Raw genomic sequence first — 16,567 nt, forward strand, 5'->3', positions numbered from 1 at the left:
CCCCGTCGCGGCGGTACGCGGAACGGGCCGGCGCCGGGGCGGTCGAACGGGCCGTGGTGGACCCCGCCTGTCGCGTCCTCCCCGGGGCGGGAACCGGGGTCGGCGGGAACCGGGCCGGAGGGACCGGCTCCCGGCCGGCGGTCAGGTCAGCGCGGAGCGCACCGCGGCGTCCATCGTCGGATACGCGAAGGAGAAGCCCGTTTCGAGCAGCCGCCGGGGCAGCACCCGCTTGCTGCCGAGCAGTTCCTCGGAGAGCCCGCCGAGGCCCAGCCGCAGTGCCGGAGCCGGGACGGCGAGGGCGGTCGGCCGCCGCAGTGCCCGCCCCATCGCGGCGGTCACGTCGCGGTTCGTGGCGGGCTCCGGCGCGGTGCAGTTGACCGGCCCCGACAGCTCCTCCGTCTGCAGGATGTGGCGCAGTGCCGCCACCTCGTCCCGCAGCGCGACGAGACTCCAGTACTGGCTGCCGTCGCCGAGCCGGCCGCCCAGCCCCAGTCTGAAGAGCGGGATGATCCGGCGGCCCCAGGCCCCGCCCTCGCCCGAGACCACCAGCCCGGTGCGCGCGAACGCCGTGCGGATGCCTGCCTCCTGGGCCGGTGCCGCCGCCTCCTCCCAGTCCACGCAGAGCCCTGCGAGGAACCCGTCGCCGGGTGGGGCGGACTCGTCCACGGTCCGGTCGCCGGTGTCGCCGTAGAAGCCGATCGCGCTGCCGCTCAGCAGCACACGGGGCGGGTTGTCCATCGAGGCCAGTGCCTCGGCGACGGTGGCCGTGCCCAGCACCCGGCTGTCCCGCAGCTTCCGCTTGTACGCCGCGGTCCAGTAGCGGTCCCCGATCCCCGCGGCCGCGAGGTGCACCATCCCGTCGCAGCCCATCAGACCGGCGGTGTCGACATATCCACGTTCCGGGTCCCACTCGACTTCGTCCGCCGCCCGGGGCGGCCGCCGCACCAGGCGGACCACCTCGTGTCCGTCGGACCGCAGCGAGCGGACGAGTGCCGTTCCGATGAGACCGGTCGAGCCGGTGACCGCGATGCGCATGTCCGACATCCTGCCCCGGCCGCTCCCCGGGATGCCGGAAAAGCACCGGGCGGAGCCGGACGGGATGGCACAGTGTCCCTCATGCCCGACTCGCACATACGTACCATGATTCGTCGTGCTGTCCCCGACGACGACGCCGTGCTGGCCGCACTGGACCGGCGCACCTGGTCGACGCTGCACGCGGTGACCCCGAGCCCGCCGCTGGAGACCGACCCCTTCTTCGACGAGCGGCACCTCCCCGCCCACTTCCTGGTGGCCGAGTACGAGGAGCGCGTGGCCGGCTACCTGCGGCTGATCCAGCCCGTGCCGCTGCCCACCAACGCCCATGTGCGGCTGATCCAGGGCCTCGCGGTCGACACCTGGGCCCGCGGCCGGGGCATCGCCCGGGCGCTCCTCGACGCCGCCTGCGACGAGGCCCGCCGACAGGGCGCGACCCGCATCACCCTGCGGGTGCTCGGGCACAACACCCCGGCCCGGCGGCTCTACGCGGCGGCGGGCTTCGTGGTGGAGGGCGTGCTGCCGGGGGAGTTCCTGGTGGCGGGCGAGTACGTCGACGACGTGATGATGGGCCGGTCGCTCACCACCTGACCGGCGGCCCCGAGTCCGGCGCCCCACCGGCCGGCCCCGCGGACCGGCCGGCCTCACCGGCCGACGGGCCTCACCGACCGACCGCCCTCACCGACCGGTCGGCACCACTGTCCGGGGGACCCCACCGTCCAGGGACCCCACCGCCGATGAGGCCCACCCGACCGGGCGGTCCCGTCGGCCGGCAGCCGCCCCCGGAACCCCCGAGGGGGTCAGGGCCGGTACACGAACGGTGTGGTGGTGCTCAGCCGGACGAATCCGAGCCGCGCCAGGATCGGGGCGCTCATGCTGGAGGCGTCGACCTGGAGGTAGTCGTAGCCGCGCTCGGCGGCGATCCGGGCCCGGTGGGCGATCAGCGCCCGGTAGATGCCCCGCCCGCGCCACGACGCCACGGTGCCGCCGCCCCAGAGCCCGGCGAACCCGGTGCCCGGATTCAGCTCCATCCGCGCCGCGGACACCGGCAGCCCCTCGGCCATCGCGACCACCGCGTGGACGGTGTCCGGATGCGCGGCCAGCTGGGCGTGCAGCCGCTCCCGCAGACCGGCGGCGCCGGTGCCGAACGCCTCCTCGTGGACGCCCGCCAGGAGCTCCACGTCCGCCGGGGCGGTGACCGGTTGCAGCCGGACGCCGTCGGGCAGGTCGATTCGGGTCGCCAGGTCGCCGACCCGGGCCACCATCACGGACTCCTCCGGACCGGGTTCGAACCCGGCCGCCGTCAGCCGCTCGGACAGGTCGCCCGGCCGGTCATGGGCGTAGAGCTTCCACTCGAACTCCCGCCCCAGCGCCGTGAAGTACCGCACCTGCTCCGCGATGGCGGCGTCCGCGGTGCGCGGGGTCAGGTCCGACCAGACGACGCCGTTCCAGCCGCTCTCCGCACCCACCTGCCGCACCACGTCTCCGGACCGCTCGACCCGGGCCCCGGGGCCGTCGGCCGGTACGTCGCGCCGCATCCGTCGGTCGAACAGGTCGAGCATCGGCTCATGATCCATCCGCAGAGTCCAGCACCGCGCGGCTCCGGCCCACAACCGGTTTTTGCGGGACCCACGGCCCCGGCTCCGCCCCGGAACGCCCGTTCCTCAGGGCCGGAACGCCCGTGCCCCAGCCTCGGTACGCCCGGGCCCAGGCCGGAACGTCCGGGCGCTCAGGCCCGGAACGCGTCCCAGAGCTTGGGGAAGCGTTCCGTCAGGGCCCGGTCGTCCTCGAAGTCGAGGGCCGTGCCCGCGGGCTCCCGGGGCGGCGGGGCCAGGCCCAGTTCCGGCGTCTCCAGCCCGGTCAGCTGCTCGTACGCCTCGTCGGCCGCGTAGCCCAGCTCCTCGGCGTCGCCGTCGACCTCCTCGTCGAAGTCGTCGAGCAGCTCCGCCAGGTCGTCCGGCTCGTGCAGCGCCCCCTCGAAGACCTCCCGGCCCTGGCCGATCAGCCAGCAGCGGAAGTTGTCGAAGGCGTCGTCGCTGGCGCCGCCCAGCAGGACCCAGGCGGCGCCCCAGAGATCCCACCGGTAGGCGCGGTTGAAGCGCGCCTCGAAGTGGCGGGCGAAGTCCAGTACGGCCTCCGGGTCGAACTGCAGCAGCCGGTCCACGAGCAGCTCTGCCTGCTCCTCCGGGTCGCCCTCGGCGGCCTCACGGGCGCTGTCGATGATCTCCCAGAAGTCCGTCTCGTCCATCACGGGACCAGGATCGGCCCTGCCACCCCCCGACGCACGCGGAGCGGCGGGGCTGCGGCTGTGTCGTTACCGGCCGGGGTACCGCGCCGTGATCGAAGTGATCTTGCGACTGTCCTACGGGCCGCCCGGTCGGCGCAGCGCCCGGGGCGACTGCCGACGCGGCGGCGGCCTCCGGCGCACAGGACGCACTCCCGGCGTCCGGCGGTGCTCCCGGGAGCGGACGAGGGTCCGTGCGCCCGGGCACCAGGGGCGTGAGTGCGGGAGCGGCAACGGGGGCCGGGCGCCGGTGAGCGGCCACCAGGGCGTGCGTCCGGGAGCGGTGCCAGGCACGTGCCCCCGGGAACCCCCGCTTCCGCAGTCCGGCGGGAGACGGCACCGGTCCTCCGCCCTCCCGCCGCGCGGTGGGACCCGCGGTGGCTCACCGTGCGTCGGCCGAGTCCTGCTCCGCTCCCGGCGCCCGGCCGTAGAGGGCCGCCGAGCGCTCCGCCGCCTCGGCGCAGCGCTTCCGCAGCTCCGGCGGCTCCAGCACCTCCGCCTCCGGGCCGAGGCCCAGGAGCTGCGCGTAGGCGACCTCCAGCGATTCCACGGCCAGGGAGACCGTCACCCGGCCCCGCGCGTCGGGCGGGCCGGCCGCGGCCAGCGCCTCCCCTGCCGCCGCCCGGTCCGTCACCTGCGGCAGCCACCGGGCACCGGCCTCCGACAGCCGCACGACGACACGGTCGCGCAGGATGGAGCGGGCGAACGCCGCGGCCCGCTCCGCCCAGAAGGCCGACAGGTCGAAGTCCGCGTCCCGGACGAACCGCTCCGGGCCGGCGGTCACCGCGGCGAACCGGTCCACCCGGTAGACCCGGAACCGCCCTGCCGCCCGGGCCGCCACGTACCAGACGCCCGCCTTGAGCACGAGGCCGTGCGGCTCCAGCTCCCGGGCCACCTCCGACCCGTCGCGCACATAGCGGGCCGCGATCCGGCGGTCGTCCCACACCGCCGCGGCGACCTCGGGCAGCAGCTCCGGTGTCACCGGCTCCTGCCACCAGCCCGGAGCGTCGAGGTGGAAGCGCTGCGCGGTGTCCTCGGGCGCGTCCCGGAGCTCCGGCAGCAGCGCGGCGGCCACCTTGAGCCGGGCCGCCGCCCCGGCGTCCGCGAGCCCCATCCCGGCGAGTGCCGAGGGCACACCGGAGAGGAAGAGCGCCGCGGCCTCCGCCCGGCCCAGCCCCGTCAGCCGGGTGCGGTAGCCGCCGACCAGCCGGTAGCCGCCGGTCCGTCCCCGGTCCGCGTACACCGGCACCCCCGCCTCGGAGAGCGCCAGGACGTCGCGTGACACCGTGCGCTCCGACACCTCCAGCTCCTGTGCCAGTTCGCCGCCGGTCATGCTGCCGCGGCTCTGCAGCAGCAGGACCAGACGCATCAGCCGTGCCGCCCGCACCGGTTCTCCTTCCTCGGCTCGCACCCGCCGCCGGCAGGGACGCCGTGGCCGGCGGGAACGGTTCCGGGGCCCCTGCTCCAGGCCGCCGCTCCTGGGGCCCAAGCGGCGTGCCAGGGCCTCGCTGCTCCAGGGCTGCCGCTCCGAGGCCCAACCGGCGCGCCGGGCCCACCGCGGCGCCGGCCCCGCCCGGCCGGGGTGCCGTACCGCCCGCCGGATCCCTGCCGCCCGGCCGGGTCGCACCGGAACGATACGCGCCGCCCGCGCGCCGGGCCGCGGACCGGCGGACGCCCCCGCCGCACCGGGCAAGGGAGGGGAGACAACGGGTCGGGGAGGGGAGAAGCCGCGGAACGGGACGGGAGAGCCGCGAACGGCCGCGCCCCCGCCCCGCGGAGTGCGGGAGCGGGGGCGCGGCCGTCGTGCGTGGCTGCTGCGGCTCAGAGCCCGAGGTCGACCTCGAACTCGCCGGCCTCCAGGATCTCCTTGACGGCCGTCAGGTAACGGGCCGCGTCGGCACCGTCCACCAGGCGGTGGTCGTAGGAGAGCGCCAGGTAGGTCATGTCGCGGACACCGATGACGGTGCCCTCCGGGGTCTCCAGGACCGCCGGGCGCTTGACCGTGGCACCGATGCCCAGGATGCCGACCTGGTTCGGCGGCACGATGACCGTGTCGAACAGCGCACCGCGCGAGCCGGTGTTGCTGATCGTGAAGGTCGCGCCGGACAGCTCGTCCGGGGTGATCTTGTTCGACCGGACCTTGCTGGCCAGCTCCGCGGTCTTCTTCGAGAGACCGGCGATGTTGAGGTCGCCCGCACCCTTGATGACCGGGGTCATCAGACCCTTCTCGGAGTCCACCGCGATACCGATGTTCTCGGTGTCGAAGTAGGTGATCGTGCCCTCGTCCTCGTTGATCCGGGCGTTGATGACCGGGTGGGCCTTCAGCGCCTGGGCCGCGGCCTTGACGAAGAACGGCATCGGCGAGAGCTTGACGCCCTCACGCTGCGCGAAGCCGTCCTTGGCCTGGCCGCGCAGCTTCATGATCTTGGTGACGTCCACCTCGACCACGGTGGTCAGCTGCGCCTGGTCGTGCAGGGCCTTCTTCATGTTGTCGCCGATGACCTTGCGCATCCGGGTCATCTTGACCGTCTGGCCGCGCAGCGGCGACACCTCGACGGCGGCGGCCTTCTTCGGCGCGGCGGCGGACGCGGCCGGAGCCGCGGCCTTGGCGGCCTCGGCGGCGGCGAGGACGTCCTGCTTGCGGATCCGGCCACCGACACCGGTGCCCTTCACGCTCGCCAGGTCGACGCCGTTCTCCGAGGCCAGCTTGCGCACCAGCGGAGTGACGTACGCGCCGTCGGCCTCACCGGCCGGGGCGGCCGGAGCGGCGGGTGCTGCCGGAGCCGGAGCCGGAGCCGGCGCGGGGGCCGGGGCCGGGGCGGGAGCCGGCGCGGCCGGGGCCTGCGGAGCCGGAGCCGGAGCTTCCTGCTTCGGGGCCTCCTGCTGCGGAGCCTCCTCGGCCGGAGCGGGCGCCGGGGCGGCCGGGGCGGCGGCCGGAGCGGCACCGGCCGCACCGATGACCGCCAGCTTGGCGCCGACCTCGGCCGACTCGTCCTCGCCGACCAGGATCTCGAGCAGGGTGCCCGCGGCCGGGGCCGGGATCTCGGTGTCGACCTTGTCGGTCGAGACCTCGAGCAGCGGCTCGTCGACCGCGACCTCTTCGCCGACCTGCTTCAGCCAGCGGGTCACGGTGCCCTCGGTGACCGACTCGCCCAGCGCCGGAAGCACCACGTCGGTGCCCTCGGCGGAGCCCGCGGCGGGCGCGGCCGGAGCGGCGGCGGGGGCCTCGGCCTGCGCCGGGGCCGGCTCGGGCTCCGGCTCGGCCTGCGGGGCCGGCTCGGCGGCCGGGGCAGCGGCCTCGGCGGGGGCGCCGGAGCCGTCGTCGATGACGGCCAGCTCGGCGCCGACCTCCACCGTCTCGTCCTCGGCCACCTTGATGGAGGACAGGACACCCGACGCGGGGGCCGGGATCTCGGTGTCGACCTTGTCGGTCGAGACCTCGAGCAGCGGCTCGTCGGCCTCGACCCGCTCGCCCTCGGCCTTGAGCCAACGGGTGACGGTGCCCTCGGAGACGCTCTCGCCGAGCGCCGGAAGGGTTACGGAAACCGCCATGGTTACGGTTGCTCCTTAAAAATCTGTGCGGATGGGGTCGCGCCCGTGACGGTCAGTCGTGGGAGTGCAGAGGCTTGCCGGCCAGGGCCAGGTGGGCCTCGCCGAGCGCCTCGTTCTGGGTCGGGTGCGCGTGGATGAGCTGCGCGACCTCGGCCGGCAGCGCCTCCCAGTTGTAGATCAGCTGCGCCTCGCCGACCTGCTCGCCCATACGGTCACCGACCATGTGGACGCCGACCACGGCACCGTCCCGCACCTGGACGAGCTTGATCTCGCCCGCGGTCTTCAGGATCTTGCTCTTGCCGTTGCCGCCGAGGTTGTACTTGAGCGCGACGACCTTGTCGGAGCCGTACAGCTCCTTGGCCTTCGCCTCGGTGATGCCGACGGACGCGACCTCCGGGTGGCAGTACGTCACCCGCGGCACACCGTCGTAGTCGATCGGCACGGTCTTGAGACCGGCCAGGCGCTCCGCCACCAGGATGCCCTCGGCGAAGCCGACGTGGGCAAGCTGGAGGGTCGGAACGAGGTCGCCCACGGCCGAGATGGTCGGCACGTTGGTCTGCATGTACTCGTCGACGAGGACGTAGCCGCGGTCCATGTTGACCCCGGCCTCCTCGTAGCCCAGGCCCTGCGACACCGGGCCGCGGCCGACGGCGACCAGCAGCACCTCGGCCTCGAAGGTCTTGCCGTTCTCCAGCGAGACCTTCACGCCGTCGGCGGTGTTCTCCACGCCGGAGAAGCGGGAGCCGAGGGAGAAGTTGATGCCGCGCTTGCGGAAGGCGCGCTCCAGCAGCTTGGAGCTGTTCTCGTCCTCGACCGGGACGAGGTGCGGAAGCGCCTCGACGATCGTGACGTCGGCCCCGAAGGACTTCCAGGCGGAGGCGAACTCGACGCCGATGACACCGCCGCCGAGCACGATCGCGGACTTCGGCACGCGGTCGAGGACCAGGGCGTGGTCGGAGGAGATGACGCGCTCGCCGTCGATCTCCAGGCCCGGCAGCGACTTCGGTACGGAACCGGTCGCCAGCAGGATGTGACGGCCTTCGTAGCGCTCGCCGTTCACCTCCACGGTGGTGGGCGAGGTCAGCCGGCCCTCGCCGGTCACGTAGGTGACCTTGCGGGAGGCGACGAGGCCCTGCAGGCCCTTGTACAGGCCGGAGATCACGCCGTCCTTGTACTTGTGCACGCCCGCCATGTCGATGCCGTCGAGCGAGGTCTGCACGCCGAAGGACGCGCCGTCGCGCGCCTGGTCGGCGATCTCACCGGCGTGGAGCAGAGCCTTGGTGGGGATGCATCCGCGGTGCAGGCAGGTGCCGCCCAGCTTGTCCTTCTCGATCAGGGCGACGTCCAGGCCCAGCTGCGCCCCGCGCAGGGCAGCGGCGTAACCACCGCTACCGCCTCCGAGGATCACTAGGTCGAAAACGGTGCTGGCGTCGTTCGCCACGTCACGTCCTCCATGCATGGGTACGCCGGAGCCGGTCCTGCCGACCGGCGGCGGCTGTTGTTCGGCCGCTTTGCTTCGGCCCTTGCGTCGGGCTCGGGGTGTGAATGAGCCTGGGCCCTGTTCTGCCGAGACAACATCTTCGCACTTGTTCGCGGGCGGCGGGACGCGGGGCCAGGCTGTGAGATGCCTCTCCCGTCAGGGATAAGGGTTACTTGCGCGTAGATGGTTGCGGATTTCGTTGAGGGCGAACTCGCCGATCCGCGGCGGGCGCCGGGGACGTCCCGGCGGAGCCCCCTCCTCCGGGACGGCGGACCGGGCGCGGACCCTGCCGAGCCCCGTGCGGGCGGCGGCTCCCGGGGTGCGGTGGCCCGCCGGAGGGCGCGCCCGGCGTCCGGAGACGTACCTCTGTGGCTTCTGTGGCGCTCGGGGCTGTCGAGGCTGCCGAGTCCGTGGCCGACTTCCGGTACTCCTGCGTCAGCAGTGAGCCGCCGGTGCGCCCGTTGCATTCGTTACTCCCGGGGCTTCCGGGGCTTCCGGGGCTCCCGGGGCCCGGGCGCGGGCCCGGCCGGCCCGAGCGGCACGGGCGCGGCGCCCGTTCTCCGCCCCCCGCGGCCCGCCGGGACGGGCCCGGACGAAGCCGCGGGGGCAGCGGTGATCCGTCAGCCGAGGTCGCCGCCGGCGGCCCGCTCGGCCAGCCGCACCAGGGTGCGCAGGCCGGAGCCGGTGCCGCCCTTGGGGGTGTAGCCGAACGGCGCGCTCTCGTGGAACGCCGGGCCCGCGATGTCCAGGTGGGCCCAGTCGATGCCCTCGCCGACGAACTCCTGCAGGAAGAGACCGGCGACCAGGCCGCCACCCGCGCGCTCGCCGATGTTGGCCATGTCGGCGACCGGGGAGTCCATGCTCTTGCGGAGCTCCTTCGGCATCGGCATCGGCCAGGACTGCTCGCCGGCCTCCAGGGCGGTCTCGTGGACCGTGTCGCGGAAGGCGTCGGTGTTGGCCATGACCGCGAAGGTGCGGTTGCCCAGGGCGACCACCATGGCGCCGGTGAGGGTCGCCACGTCGACGATCGCGTCCGGCTTCTCCTCCGAGGCGCGGGTGAGCGCGTCGGCCATCACCAGCCGGCCCTCGGCGTCGGTGTTGAGCACCTCGACGGTCTTGCCGGAGTACATCCGCAGCACGTCGCCGGGGCGGGTGGCGGAGCCGGAGGGCATGTTCTCGGCGAGCGCCAGCCAGCCGGTCACGTTCACCCGCAGGCCCAGCCGGGACGCGGCGACCACCGCACCGAGCACCGCCGCGGCGCCGCTCATGTCGCACTTCATCGTCTCGTTGTGGCCGGCCGGCTTCAGCGAGATGCCGCCCGAGTCGTAGGTGATGCCCTTGCCGACGAAGGCCAGGTGCTGCTTCGCCTTGGGGTGGGTGTAGCTGAGCTTCACCAGCCGCGGCGGGTTCTCCGAGCCCTTGCCGACGCCCACCAGGCCGCCGTAGCCGCCCTTGATGAGCGCCTTCTCGTCGAGCACCTCGGCCTTGAGGCCGTGCTCCTTGGCCGCGGACTGCGCGGCGGCGGCGAACGACGCCGGAGTCAGGTCGTTCGAAGGGGTGTTGACGAGATCGCGGGCGCGGTTGACCTCGGCGGCCAGCGCGGTCGCCCGCTCGGCCGCGGCCTTGAACGCCTTGTCGCGCGGCTTGGTGCCGAGCAGGGCGACCTCGGCGAGCGGGGCGGACTTGTCGTCCGCCGCCTTCTTCTTGCCGTTGCCGTCCGTCCGGTAGGCGGTGAAGGAGTACGCGCCCAGCAGCGCGCCCTCGGCCACCGCGGAGGCGTCCGCCGCGTCCGTCACGGGCAGCGCGAACGCGCCCTTCGCGGAGCCGGACAGCGCACGCGCCGCGGCTCCGGCGGCCCGGCGCAGCGTATCGGCGTCGAAGCTCTCGCCCTTGCCGGGCTTCTCGCCCAGCCCGACCGCCAGCACGACCGGCGCCTTGAAGCCGGACGGTGCCGGGAGCTTGGTCACCTCGCCCTCGCCGCCCGAGGCGCCGAGTGTCTCGAGGACGGCGGCCAGCTTTCCGTCGAACGCCTTGTCCACGTCCTCGGCTCCGGACGCGACGACCGGGCCCTTCTCGCCCTTGGCCACGCCGATGACGATGGCGTCCGCGCGGAGCGACGCCGCTGAGGAGGTGCTGAGAGTCAGAGCAGTCACGGTGTTGGGGTTCCTCTTCCGTTGCGTTCCTCGGCCAGTCGGTGGGCCGGCCGCCGCTCGGGCCCGTCGCCGGGCCCAGCCCACCAGCCGTGCAACCACGCACGGCCCCGGGCGCTCCGTGCATCGTATTCCGAGTGTTCCGACCGGCTGTACGAAGCCTGGGCCCGCGGATGCCCGCCGGAACGGGGGCCGGACGGCGCCGTTGTGCGCGACCAAGGGCGGAACGAATCCCTCCGCCGCTAGATCCCGGGGGACGGGGCCAGAAGGCCCTGACGCGGCGGCATGTGATGTCGCGTCAGAAACAGGGCCCGGCCTCAGCGGTCCGATCCCGGCGACCCGCCCCCAGTGGCCCGCCCCCGTGACGTCCCGGTCAGCCGAGGGCCGTCACCAGCAGTGCGGCTGTGGCCGCGGTCTCCGCCAGGGCGCCGAACACATCGCCCGTGACCCCGCCGAAGCGGCGCCGGCACCGGCGCAACAGCAGCTCGGCGGCGGCCACGGCGACGAGCGGCGCCGCCGCGTACCGGACCGCCGCGTCCGGCCCGAAGGCCGCGCCCGCGGCGGCGCAGAGAGCGGCCGTGACGACGGTCGCCGCGACCGCCGACCGCACCGGCACGACGCCCGCGACCGCCGCGCCCAGCCCCTCCGGCCGGGCGGCCGGCACCCCGGCCCGCGCCGCCAGGGTGAGGGTCAGCCGGGCCGCCACCGCCGCGACGACCGCCGCGACAGCGCCGTACGCCCGCCCCTCCGCGTACAGCTCGCTCACCGCCGCCACCTGGCCCAGCAGCACGAACAGCAGGGTCACGACGCCGAACGGGCCGATGTCCGAACGCTTCATGATGCGCAGGGCGTCCTCGGCCGGCCTGCCGCTGCCCAGGCCGTCCGCGGTGTCGGCGAGCCCGTCCAGATGCAGCCCGCGGGTCAGCACCGCCGGCACCGCCACGGTCGCCACCGCGGCGAGCAGCGGCCCGCCGCCGAGCAGCAGCAACAGCACGCCGAGCGCCGCCGACGCGAGGCCGACCACCGCGCCCGTCAGCGGGGCGGCGAGCATGCCGGCCCGGGCCGCGGCCCGGTCCCAGCGGGAGACCCGCACCCGGAGCACGGTCAGCGTGCCGAAGGCGAAGCGCAGCCCGTCGCCCGGCGAGGCGCGGGCGGCCGGGCCCGCGGCGCCCTCGGGCTCGGTCGGGCCGGAGGAGCCGGTCGGGCCGGAGGCCGGTTCCGGAGTCGTGTCGGTCATCGCGCGCAGGCTATCGGGCACGTCCCGGCGCTAGATTGCTCATACGTGATCAGGCCGGGCATTGCGGGAACCGGGAGCGGGTGTCATGGGTCACTGGTGGGAGCAGAACATCGGGGAGCCGGGGAAGCTGCCCCTGCTGCTCGCTCTCACCGCGTTCATCCTGACGTTCCTCATCACCCGCTCCATCACCCGGATGATCCGGGCCGGGAAGGGACCGTTCCGCAACGTCAGCTCGGGCGGCGTCCACGTCCATCACGTCGTCCCCGGCATCATCCTCACCGTCATCGGCGGCTTCGGTGTGATCGCCGGCGACCGGCACGGCTTCGGCACCGCCCTCGCCGCGGTCCTCTTCGGCGTCGGCGTGGGGCTGGTCCTCGACGAGTTCGCGCTCGTCCTGCACCTCTCCGACGTCTACTGGACCGACCAGGGGCGGCAGAGCGTCGAGGCGGTCGTCCTCACCGCGGCCGTCGTCGGGCTGATGCTCGTCGGTTTCCTCCCCTTCGGCGTGAACGACCTGTCCGCCGACGAGCAGCAGGACCGGGCCACCGTCGCGCTGACCGTGGCGGTGAACTTCCTGATCGTCCTCATCGCCCTGCTGAAGGGGAAGACCCAGCTCGCGGTGATCGGCGTCCTGGTGCCCTATCTGGCGCTCATCGGCGCCGTACGCCTCGCCCTGCCCGGCTCGTTCTGGGCGAAGCGCTGCTACCGCAACCGGCCGCGGGCCCGGGCGAGATCACGGCTGCGGGCGTATCGGCACGACAAGCGCTGGGACCATCTGCGGCGCCGACTGTCGGACCTGGTGGCCGGCGCCCCCAGCCGCTGAACCGGCCGGCCGCAGGCGCGGGCGCGGCCGCAGGCGAGGGGGCGCCCGGCCGTCCGGCCCAGCGCCGGCCCGCGGACCGGACCCGCGCCGCCCGCCACAGCGACCGCACCGCCCCCAGCACCAGCACGCCCCCTATCGCGGCCAGATGCTCCTTGCCCGCCAGATTCGGTTTCACGATCACTTCGACGACCATGGCCAGCACCACCGCCGCGCCGGTGAACCAGGCGCGGTGGGTCCACGACAGATGCACCGCGAGCGCGACCACCGCGGCCGACGGCCCGGTGTCGTGGACGAACGCGTCCTCGGCGGGCAGGCCGAGGAATCCGCCCGGGCCGACCGAGGTGCCGTACCGGGCGTACAGGCTCCCGGTGAGCGTGGCCAGATAGGCGATCGCCAGCGTCCGCAGCCGGCCCAGGCAGATCTCGCAGAGGCCGAAGACGACCAGGATCTGGACCAGCGCGCCCCACACCGGCAGGTCGAGGGCGGGCACGAAGAGCGAGAGGGGGGTGCGGAGGAGGGCGAGCCACCAGGGCAGGGAGGCCTGGACGGCGCCGAGGTCCTGGACGGGCCGGTAGCCCCAGGGCTGGTTCTGCACCAGCTGGAGGAGCGCGGTCAGGGCGACCGCGCCGAGCGTCAGCGGCAGGGCACGCAGTAAGCCGGGTCTCTTCCGGGGAAGCCCGCCCCGCACCGCGGCGTACAGCGCGCCCCACTCCGCGCGGGCGGCGCGGCGCAGCGCCGGGCGCACCGCGACGGTCATCGTTTCGACCCGAGGCGGTGCCGGCGGGTCAGCCAGGACGGCAGCGCCGGCGCCTCCAGGAAGCCCTCCGCCCGGGCGCTGGCGATGCCGATCCGGGGCAGCTCGACGCTCTTCCCGAACAGCAGGTAGCGCGGCTCCCAGATCGGCCGGTACTTCGCGTTGGCCCGGTACAGCGACTCGATCTGCCACCAGCGCGAGAAGAAGCTCAGCAACGACCGCCATAGCCGCAGCACCGGCCCGGCGCCCAGCCTGGCGCCGCGCTCGAAGACCGACCGGAACATCGCGAAGTTCAGCGACACCTGGGTGATGCCGACCTCCGAGGCCCGCTGCAGGAGTTCGATCACCATGAACTCCATCAGGCCGTTCTCCGCGTCCCGGTCCCGCCGCATCAGGTCCAGCGACAGGCCCTTCGGCCCCCAGGGGACGAAGCTCAGCAGCGCCCGCAGCTCACCGTCGCCGTCGTGGCACTCCAGCATCACGCACCGGCCGTCGTCCGGGTCGCCGAGCCGGCCCAGCGCCATGGAGAAGCCGCGTTCGGTCGCCCCGTCGCGCCAGTCGTCGGCCCGCCGCAGCAGCTCCGCCATCTCCGGCTCCGGAATGTCCTCGTGACGGCGGATCCGGACGGTGTAACCGGCCCGGCGCACCCGGTTGTACGCCTGGCGCACGGTACGCATGGCGCGCCCCTCCAGGGTGAAGTCGCCCACCTCCACCAGGGCCTCGTCGCCCAGCTCCAGGGCGTCCAGACCATGCCGCGCGTAGACGGTGCCGCCCTCCTCGCTCGCCCCCATCACCGCCGGGATCCAGGCGTGCTCCCGGCACTCGGCGAGCCAGCGGTCGATCACCCCCGGCCAGGCCTCCGGGTCGCCGATCGGATCACCGGAGGCCAGCGAGACGCCCCCGACCACGCGGTAGGTGATCGCGGCCTTGCCCGACGGGGACCAGAGCACGCTCTTGTCCCGGCGCAGCGCGAAGTAGCCCAGCGAGTCCCGCTCGCCGTGCCGCTCCAGCAGGGCGCGCAGCCGCTCCTCGTCCTCCGGCCCGATCGGATCGGTGGCGCGCCGGGACCGGAACGCCGCCCACAGCACGGCGAGCAGCAGCAGGGTGCTCATCACGTTGATGAACACGTCGACCCAGGGCGGCGTGCTGATCCCGTCGAAGACCGACTCGTCGGCCTCCAGGGAGATCAGCCGCAGTACCGCGTACTGGAAGCGGGCCAGGAGCGTCGAACGGTGGCCGCCGTCGGCGCCGTTGCTGAAGGTGACCAGCGCGGTGGCGATCAGGGACGCGACGAGGAACCCGCCGGCCGCGACCACCGCCGCGAGCCGGGGGTTGGAGCGGTCACCCTTCGCCGCGAAGGAACGCCGCCCCACCACCAGCGACAGCAGGAACAGCAGGGTGAGGACCAGGGAGATCCAGTTCTGCACGTGCCGGTTGAAGTCCGGCAGCGTCATCACCAGGCACAGCAGCAGCGAGAACAGCCCCGCCAGCACCAGGTTGAGGATCCACGCCGCCCGCTTGCGGCGGCGCATCGTGACCGCGAGGAAGAGCGTGAAGACACCCGAGGCGAAGCCCGCGGTGAGCAGGTACGGCGTGAAGAACTCGTCGACGTTGTGCCGCCGGACGTCCTGCCCCAGGGAGACCCAGACCGCGCTCAGCAGATTGACGAAGGTGACCAGGCGCAGGTACCAGACGGCGAACGCCGCGCTGCGGGACCGCCACCGGTCGAGCCACGCCCGGGACTCCGGGCCCCGGGCGCCGGCCTTCTCGGCCTCCGGCGCGAGCGCCTTCCCGGGCTCGCCCGCCTGGCGCGGCGGGCGAGCCGGGGCTGATACGCGGTCAGCCGCATCGGAGCGACGATCGTGACTCAAGCGGACGTCTCCCATGAAAATTGATCATATGGCGCGGTGGGAGAGACCGGACGATCGCGCTAGTCGCGTTCGGACCCCTCCGACGGTTCGGCCGTCTCGGGTTCCGGGGCCGGCCGCTCGGGGAGCTCCGCCCACAGGGCGGCAGCCGCCTGCACGATCGGCAGTGCGAGCAACGCCCCCGTTCCCTCACCCACTGTGACGCTGTGATCGAGCACGGGGTTGAGTGCCATCCGGTCGAAGGCCTTGACCTGCGCCGGTTCGCCGGTCGCCTGGCCCGCCAGCCACCAGTCCGGCGCCCGGAACGCCACCCGCTGCGCGACCAGCGCACAGGCGGCCGAGACGACGCCGTCCAGCACCACGGGCGTGCGGCGCACGGCGCACTGCAGCAGAAACCCGGTGATCGCCGTGAGGTCGGCGCCACCGGTCGTGGCGAGCAGTTCGAGCTGGTCGCCCAGGACGGGACGGGCCCGGCGCAGGGCGTCACGGATCGCTGCGCACTTGTGCATCCAGGCGGTGTCGTCGATCCCGGCGCCGCCCCGGCCGGTCACCACGGACGCGTCGGTGCCGCACAGCGCGGCGATCAGGGTCCCGGCAGCGGTGGTGCCACCCACGCTCAGATCCCCCAGCACCACCAGGTCGGTGCCGGAGTCGGCCTCCTCGTCGGCGACCGCCATCCCGGCCCGGAACGCCCGCTCCGCCTCCTCGGCGGTCAGCGCGTCCTCGACGTCGATCCGGCCCGAACCACGGCGCACCCGGTGCCGTACGACGTCCTCGGGCAGCTCGGCCGGGTCGCAGTCGACGGCCATGTCGACCACCCGCACCGGAACGGAGAAGCGGCGGGCGAGAACGGAGACCGGACTCGCGCCCTCCAGGACGGACCGGACCAGATGCTGCGTGGTCCCCGCCGGCCGACCGGAGACACCGAGCTCCGCCACCCCGTGATCACCCGCGAACAGCACCACCCGGGGGCGTTCGATCGGCCGCACGGGAACCGCGCCCTGCGCGGCCGCGAGCCACTCACCGAGCTCGTCGAGCCGCCCCAGCGCACCGGCGGGCGCAACGAGACGCTCCCGGCGCTCCTCGGCGTCGCGCCGGACACCGGAGTCGGGGCGCTCGATCAGATTGCCGAAGTCGTCGAGATCAAGACCACTCATCCGCCGAACCCTACCGGGGGAGGCCGGACTCCCGCCGGATCGGGTCGCCGGACCGCAGTGGCCCGCGGACGTCCGACTCGCACAGCCAACGTGCGCGGGACCGCTACAGGACGGTCAACGAGCGGCGGACAGGGGCCACCGACGAGAGGGGACGGGGCCGCAGGGGTGGGGGGTTCCGGAAGCTTCCGTGTATTTGTGGCCCCCCGGGCCGTAAATATACGTTCCGGAAC

The 16,567-nt window shown here is 74.1% G+C and carries 12 protein-coding genes; 2 read left to right on the top strand and 10 right to left on the bottom strand.

The window, feature by feature from the left end:
* Window positions 1–141: 141 nt before the first annotated feature.
* Window positions 142–1,044, bottom strand: coding sequence for a TIGR01777 family oxidoreductase (locus tag ABT112_RS26685; protein WP_351513734.1), 903 nt, complete (start codon window positions 1,042–1,044; stop codon window positions 142–144).
* Between the two features lie 72 nt (window positions 1,045–1,116).
* Between ABT112_RS26685 and ABT112_RS26690 the strand changes: the two genes are divergently transcribed.
* Window positions 1,117–1,623: a GNAT family N-acetyltransferase gene (locus tag ABT112_RS26690; RefSeq protein ID WP_351513736.1), complete on the top strand. Its 507-nt coding sequence runs from the start codon at window positions 1,117–1,119 to the stop codon at window positions 1,621–1,623.
* 209 nt (window positions 1,624–1,832) lie between these two features.
* Here the strand turns inward: ABT112_RS26690 and ABT112_RS26695 are convergent, their stop codons facing one another.
* The 7 genes from ABT112_RS26695 to ABT112_RS26725 form a co-directional block, all read right to left on the bottom strand.
* Complete coding sequence (locus tag ABT112_RS26695) at window positions 1,833–2,609, bottom strand: GNAT family N-acetyltransferase (protein ID WP_351513738.1); 777 nt, start codon at window positions 2,607–2,609, stop codon at window positions 1,833–1,835.
* A 152-nt stretch (window positions 2,610–2,761) separates the two neighbouring features.
* Complete coding sequence (locus ABT112_RS26700) at window positions 2,762–3,280, bottom strand: DUF4240 domain-containing protein (protein WP_351513758.1); 519 nt, start codon at window positions 3,278–3,280, stop codon at window positions 2,762–2,764.
* A gap of 418 nt (window positions 3,281–3,698) precedes the next feature.
* A complete protein-coding gene (locus tag ABT112_RS26705; RefSeq protein ID WP_351513740.1) occupies window positions 3,699–4,703 on the bottom strand; it encodes a helix-turn-helix transcriptional regulator in 1,005 nt (334 codons plus the stop codon).
* A 434-nt stretch (window positions 4,704–5,137) separates the two neighbouring features.
* Window positions 5,138–6,868 carry a 2-oxoglutarate dehydrogenase, E2 component, dihydrolipoamide succinyltransferase gene (gene sucB, locus ABT112_RS26710; RefSeq protein WP_351513742.1) on the bottom strand — a complete coding sequence of 577 codons (1,731 nt, stop codon included), beginning with the start codon at window positions 6,866–6,868 and terminating at the stop codon, window positions 5,138–5,140.
* Between the two features lie 52 nt (window positions 6,869–6,920).
* Window positions 6,921–8,309 carry a dihydrolipoyl dehydrogenase gene (lpdA, locus tag ABT112_RS26715; RefSeq protein WP_351513744.1) on the bottom strand — a complete coding sequence of 463 codons (1,389 nt, stop codon included), beginning with the start codon at window positions 8,307–8,309 and terminating at the stop codon, window positions 6,921–6,923.
* Window positions 8,310–8,968: 659 nt separating this feature from the next.
* The gene (locus tag ABT112_RS26720; RefSeq protein ID WP_351513746.1) at window positions 8,969–10,501 is read right to left on the bottom strand and encodes a leucyl aminopeptidase; all 1,533 of its coding nucleotides are present in this window, start codon (window positions 10,499–10,501) and stop codon (window positions 8,969–8,971) included.
* 370 nt (window positions 10,502–10,871) lie between these two features.
* Entirely contained in the window at window positions 10,872–11,735 is an 864-nt protein-coding gene (locus tag ABT112_RS26725) for an adenosylcobinamide-GDP ribazoletransferase (protein ID WP_351513747.1), read from the bottom strand.
* 85 nt (window positions 11,736–11,820) lie between these two features.
* Between ABT112_RS26725 and ABT112_RS26730 the strand changes: the two genes are divergently transcribed.
* Window positions 11,821–12,558, top strand: coding sequence for a hypothetical protein (locus ABT112_RS26730; RefSeq protein WP_351513749.1), 738 nt, complete (start codon window positions 11,821–11,823; stop codon window positions 12,556–12,558).
* Window positions 12,559–13,311: 753 nt separating this feature from the next.
* Here ABT112_RS26730 and ABT112_RS26740 read toward each other — a convergent pair.
* Window positions 13,312–14,997 carry a phosphatidylglycerol lysyltransferase domain-containing protein gene (locus ABT112_RS26740; protein ID WP_502975460.1) on the bottom strand — a complete coding sequence of 562 codons (1,686 nt, stop codon included), beginning with the start codon at window positions 14,995–14,997 and terminating at the stop codon, window positions 13,312–13,314.
* A gap of 245 nt (window positions 14,998–15,242) precedes the next feature.
* Window positions 15,243–16,337 (bottom strand): nicotinate-nucleotide--dimethylbenzimidazole phosphoribosyltransferase, encoded by a 1,095-nt coding sequence (gene cobT, locus ABT112_RS26745; protein ID WP_351513752.1) that lies wholly within the window; start codon window positions 16,335–16,337, stop codon window positions 15,243–15,245.
* Between the last annotated feature and the right edge of the window lie 230 nt (window positions 16,338–16,567).

The organism is Streptomyces sp. NPDC002055 (genome assembly GCF_040296705.1).
Lineage (GTDB): Bacteria > Actinomycetota > Actinomycetes > Streptomycetales > Streptomycetaceae > Streptomyces.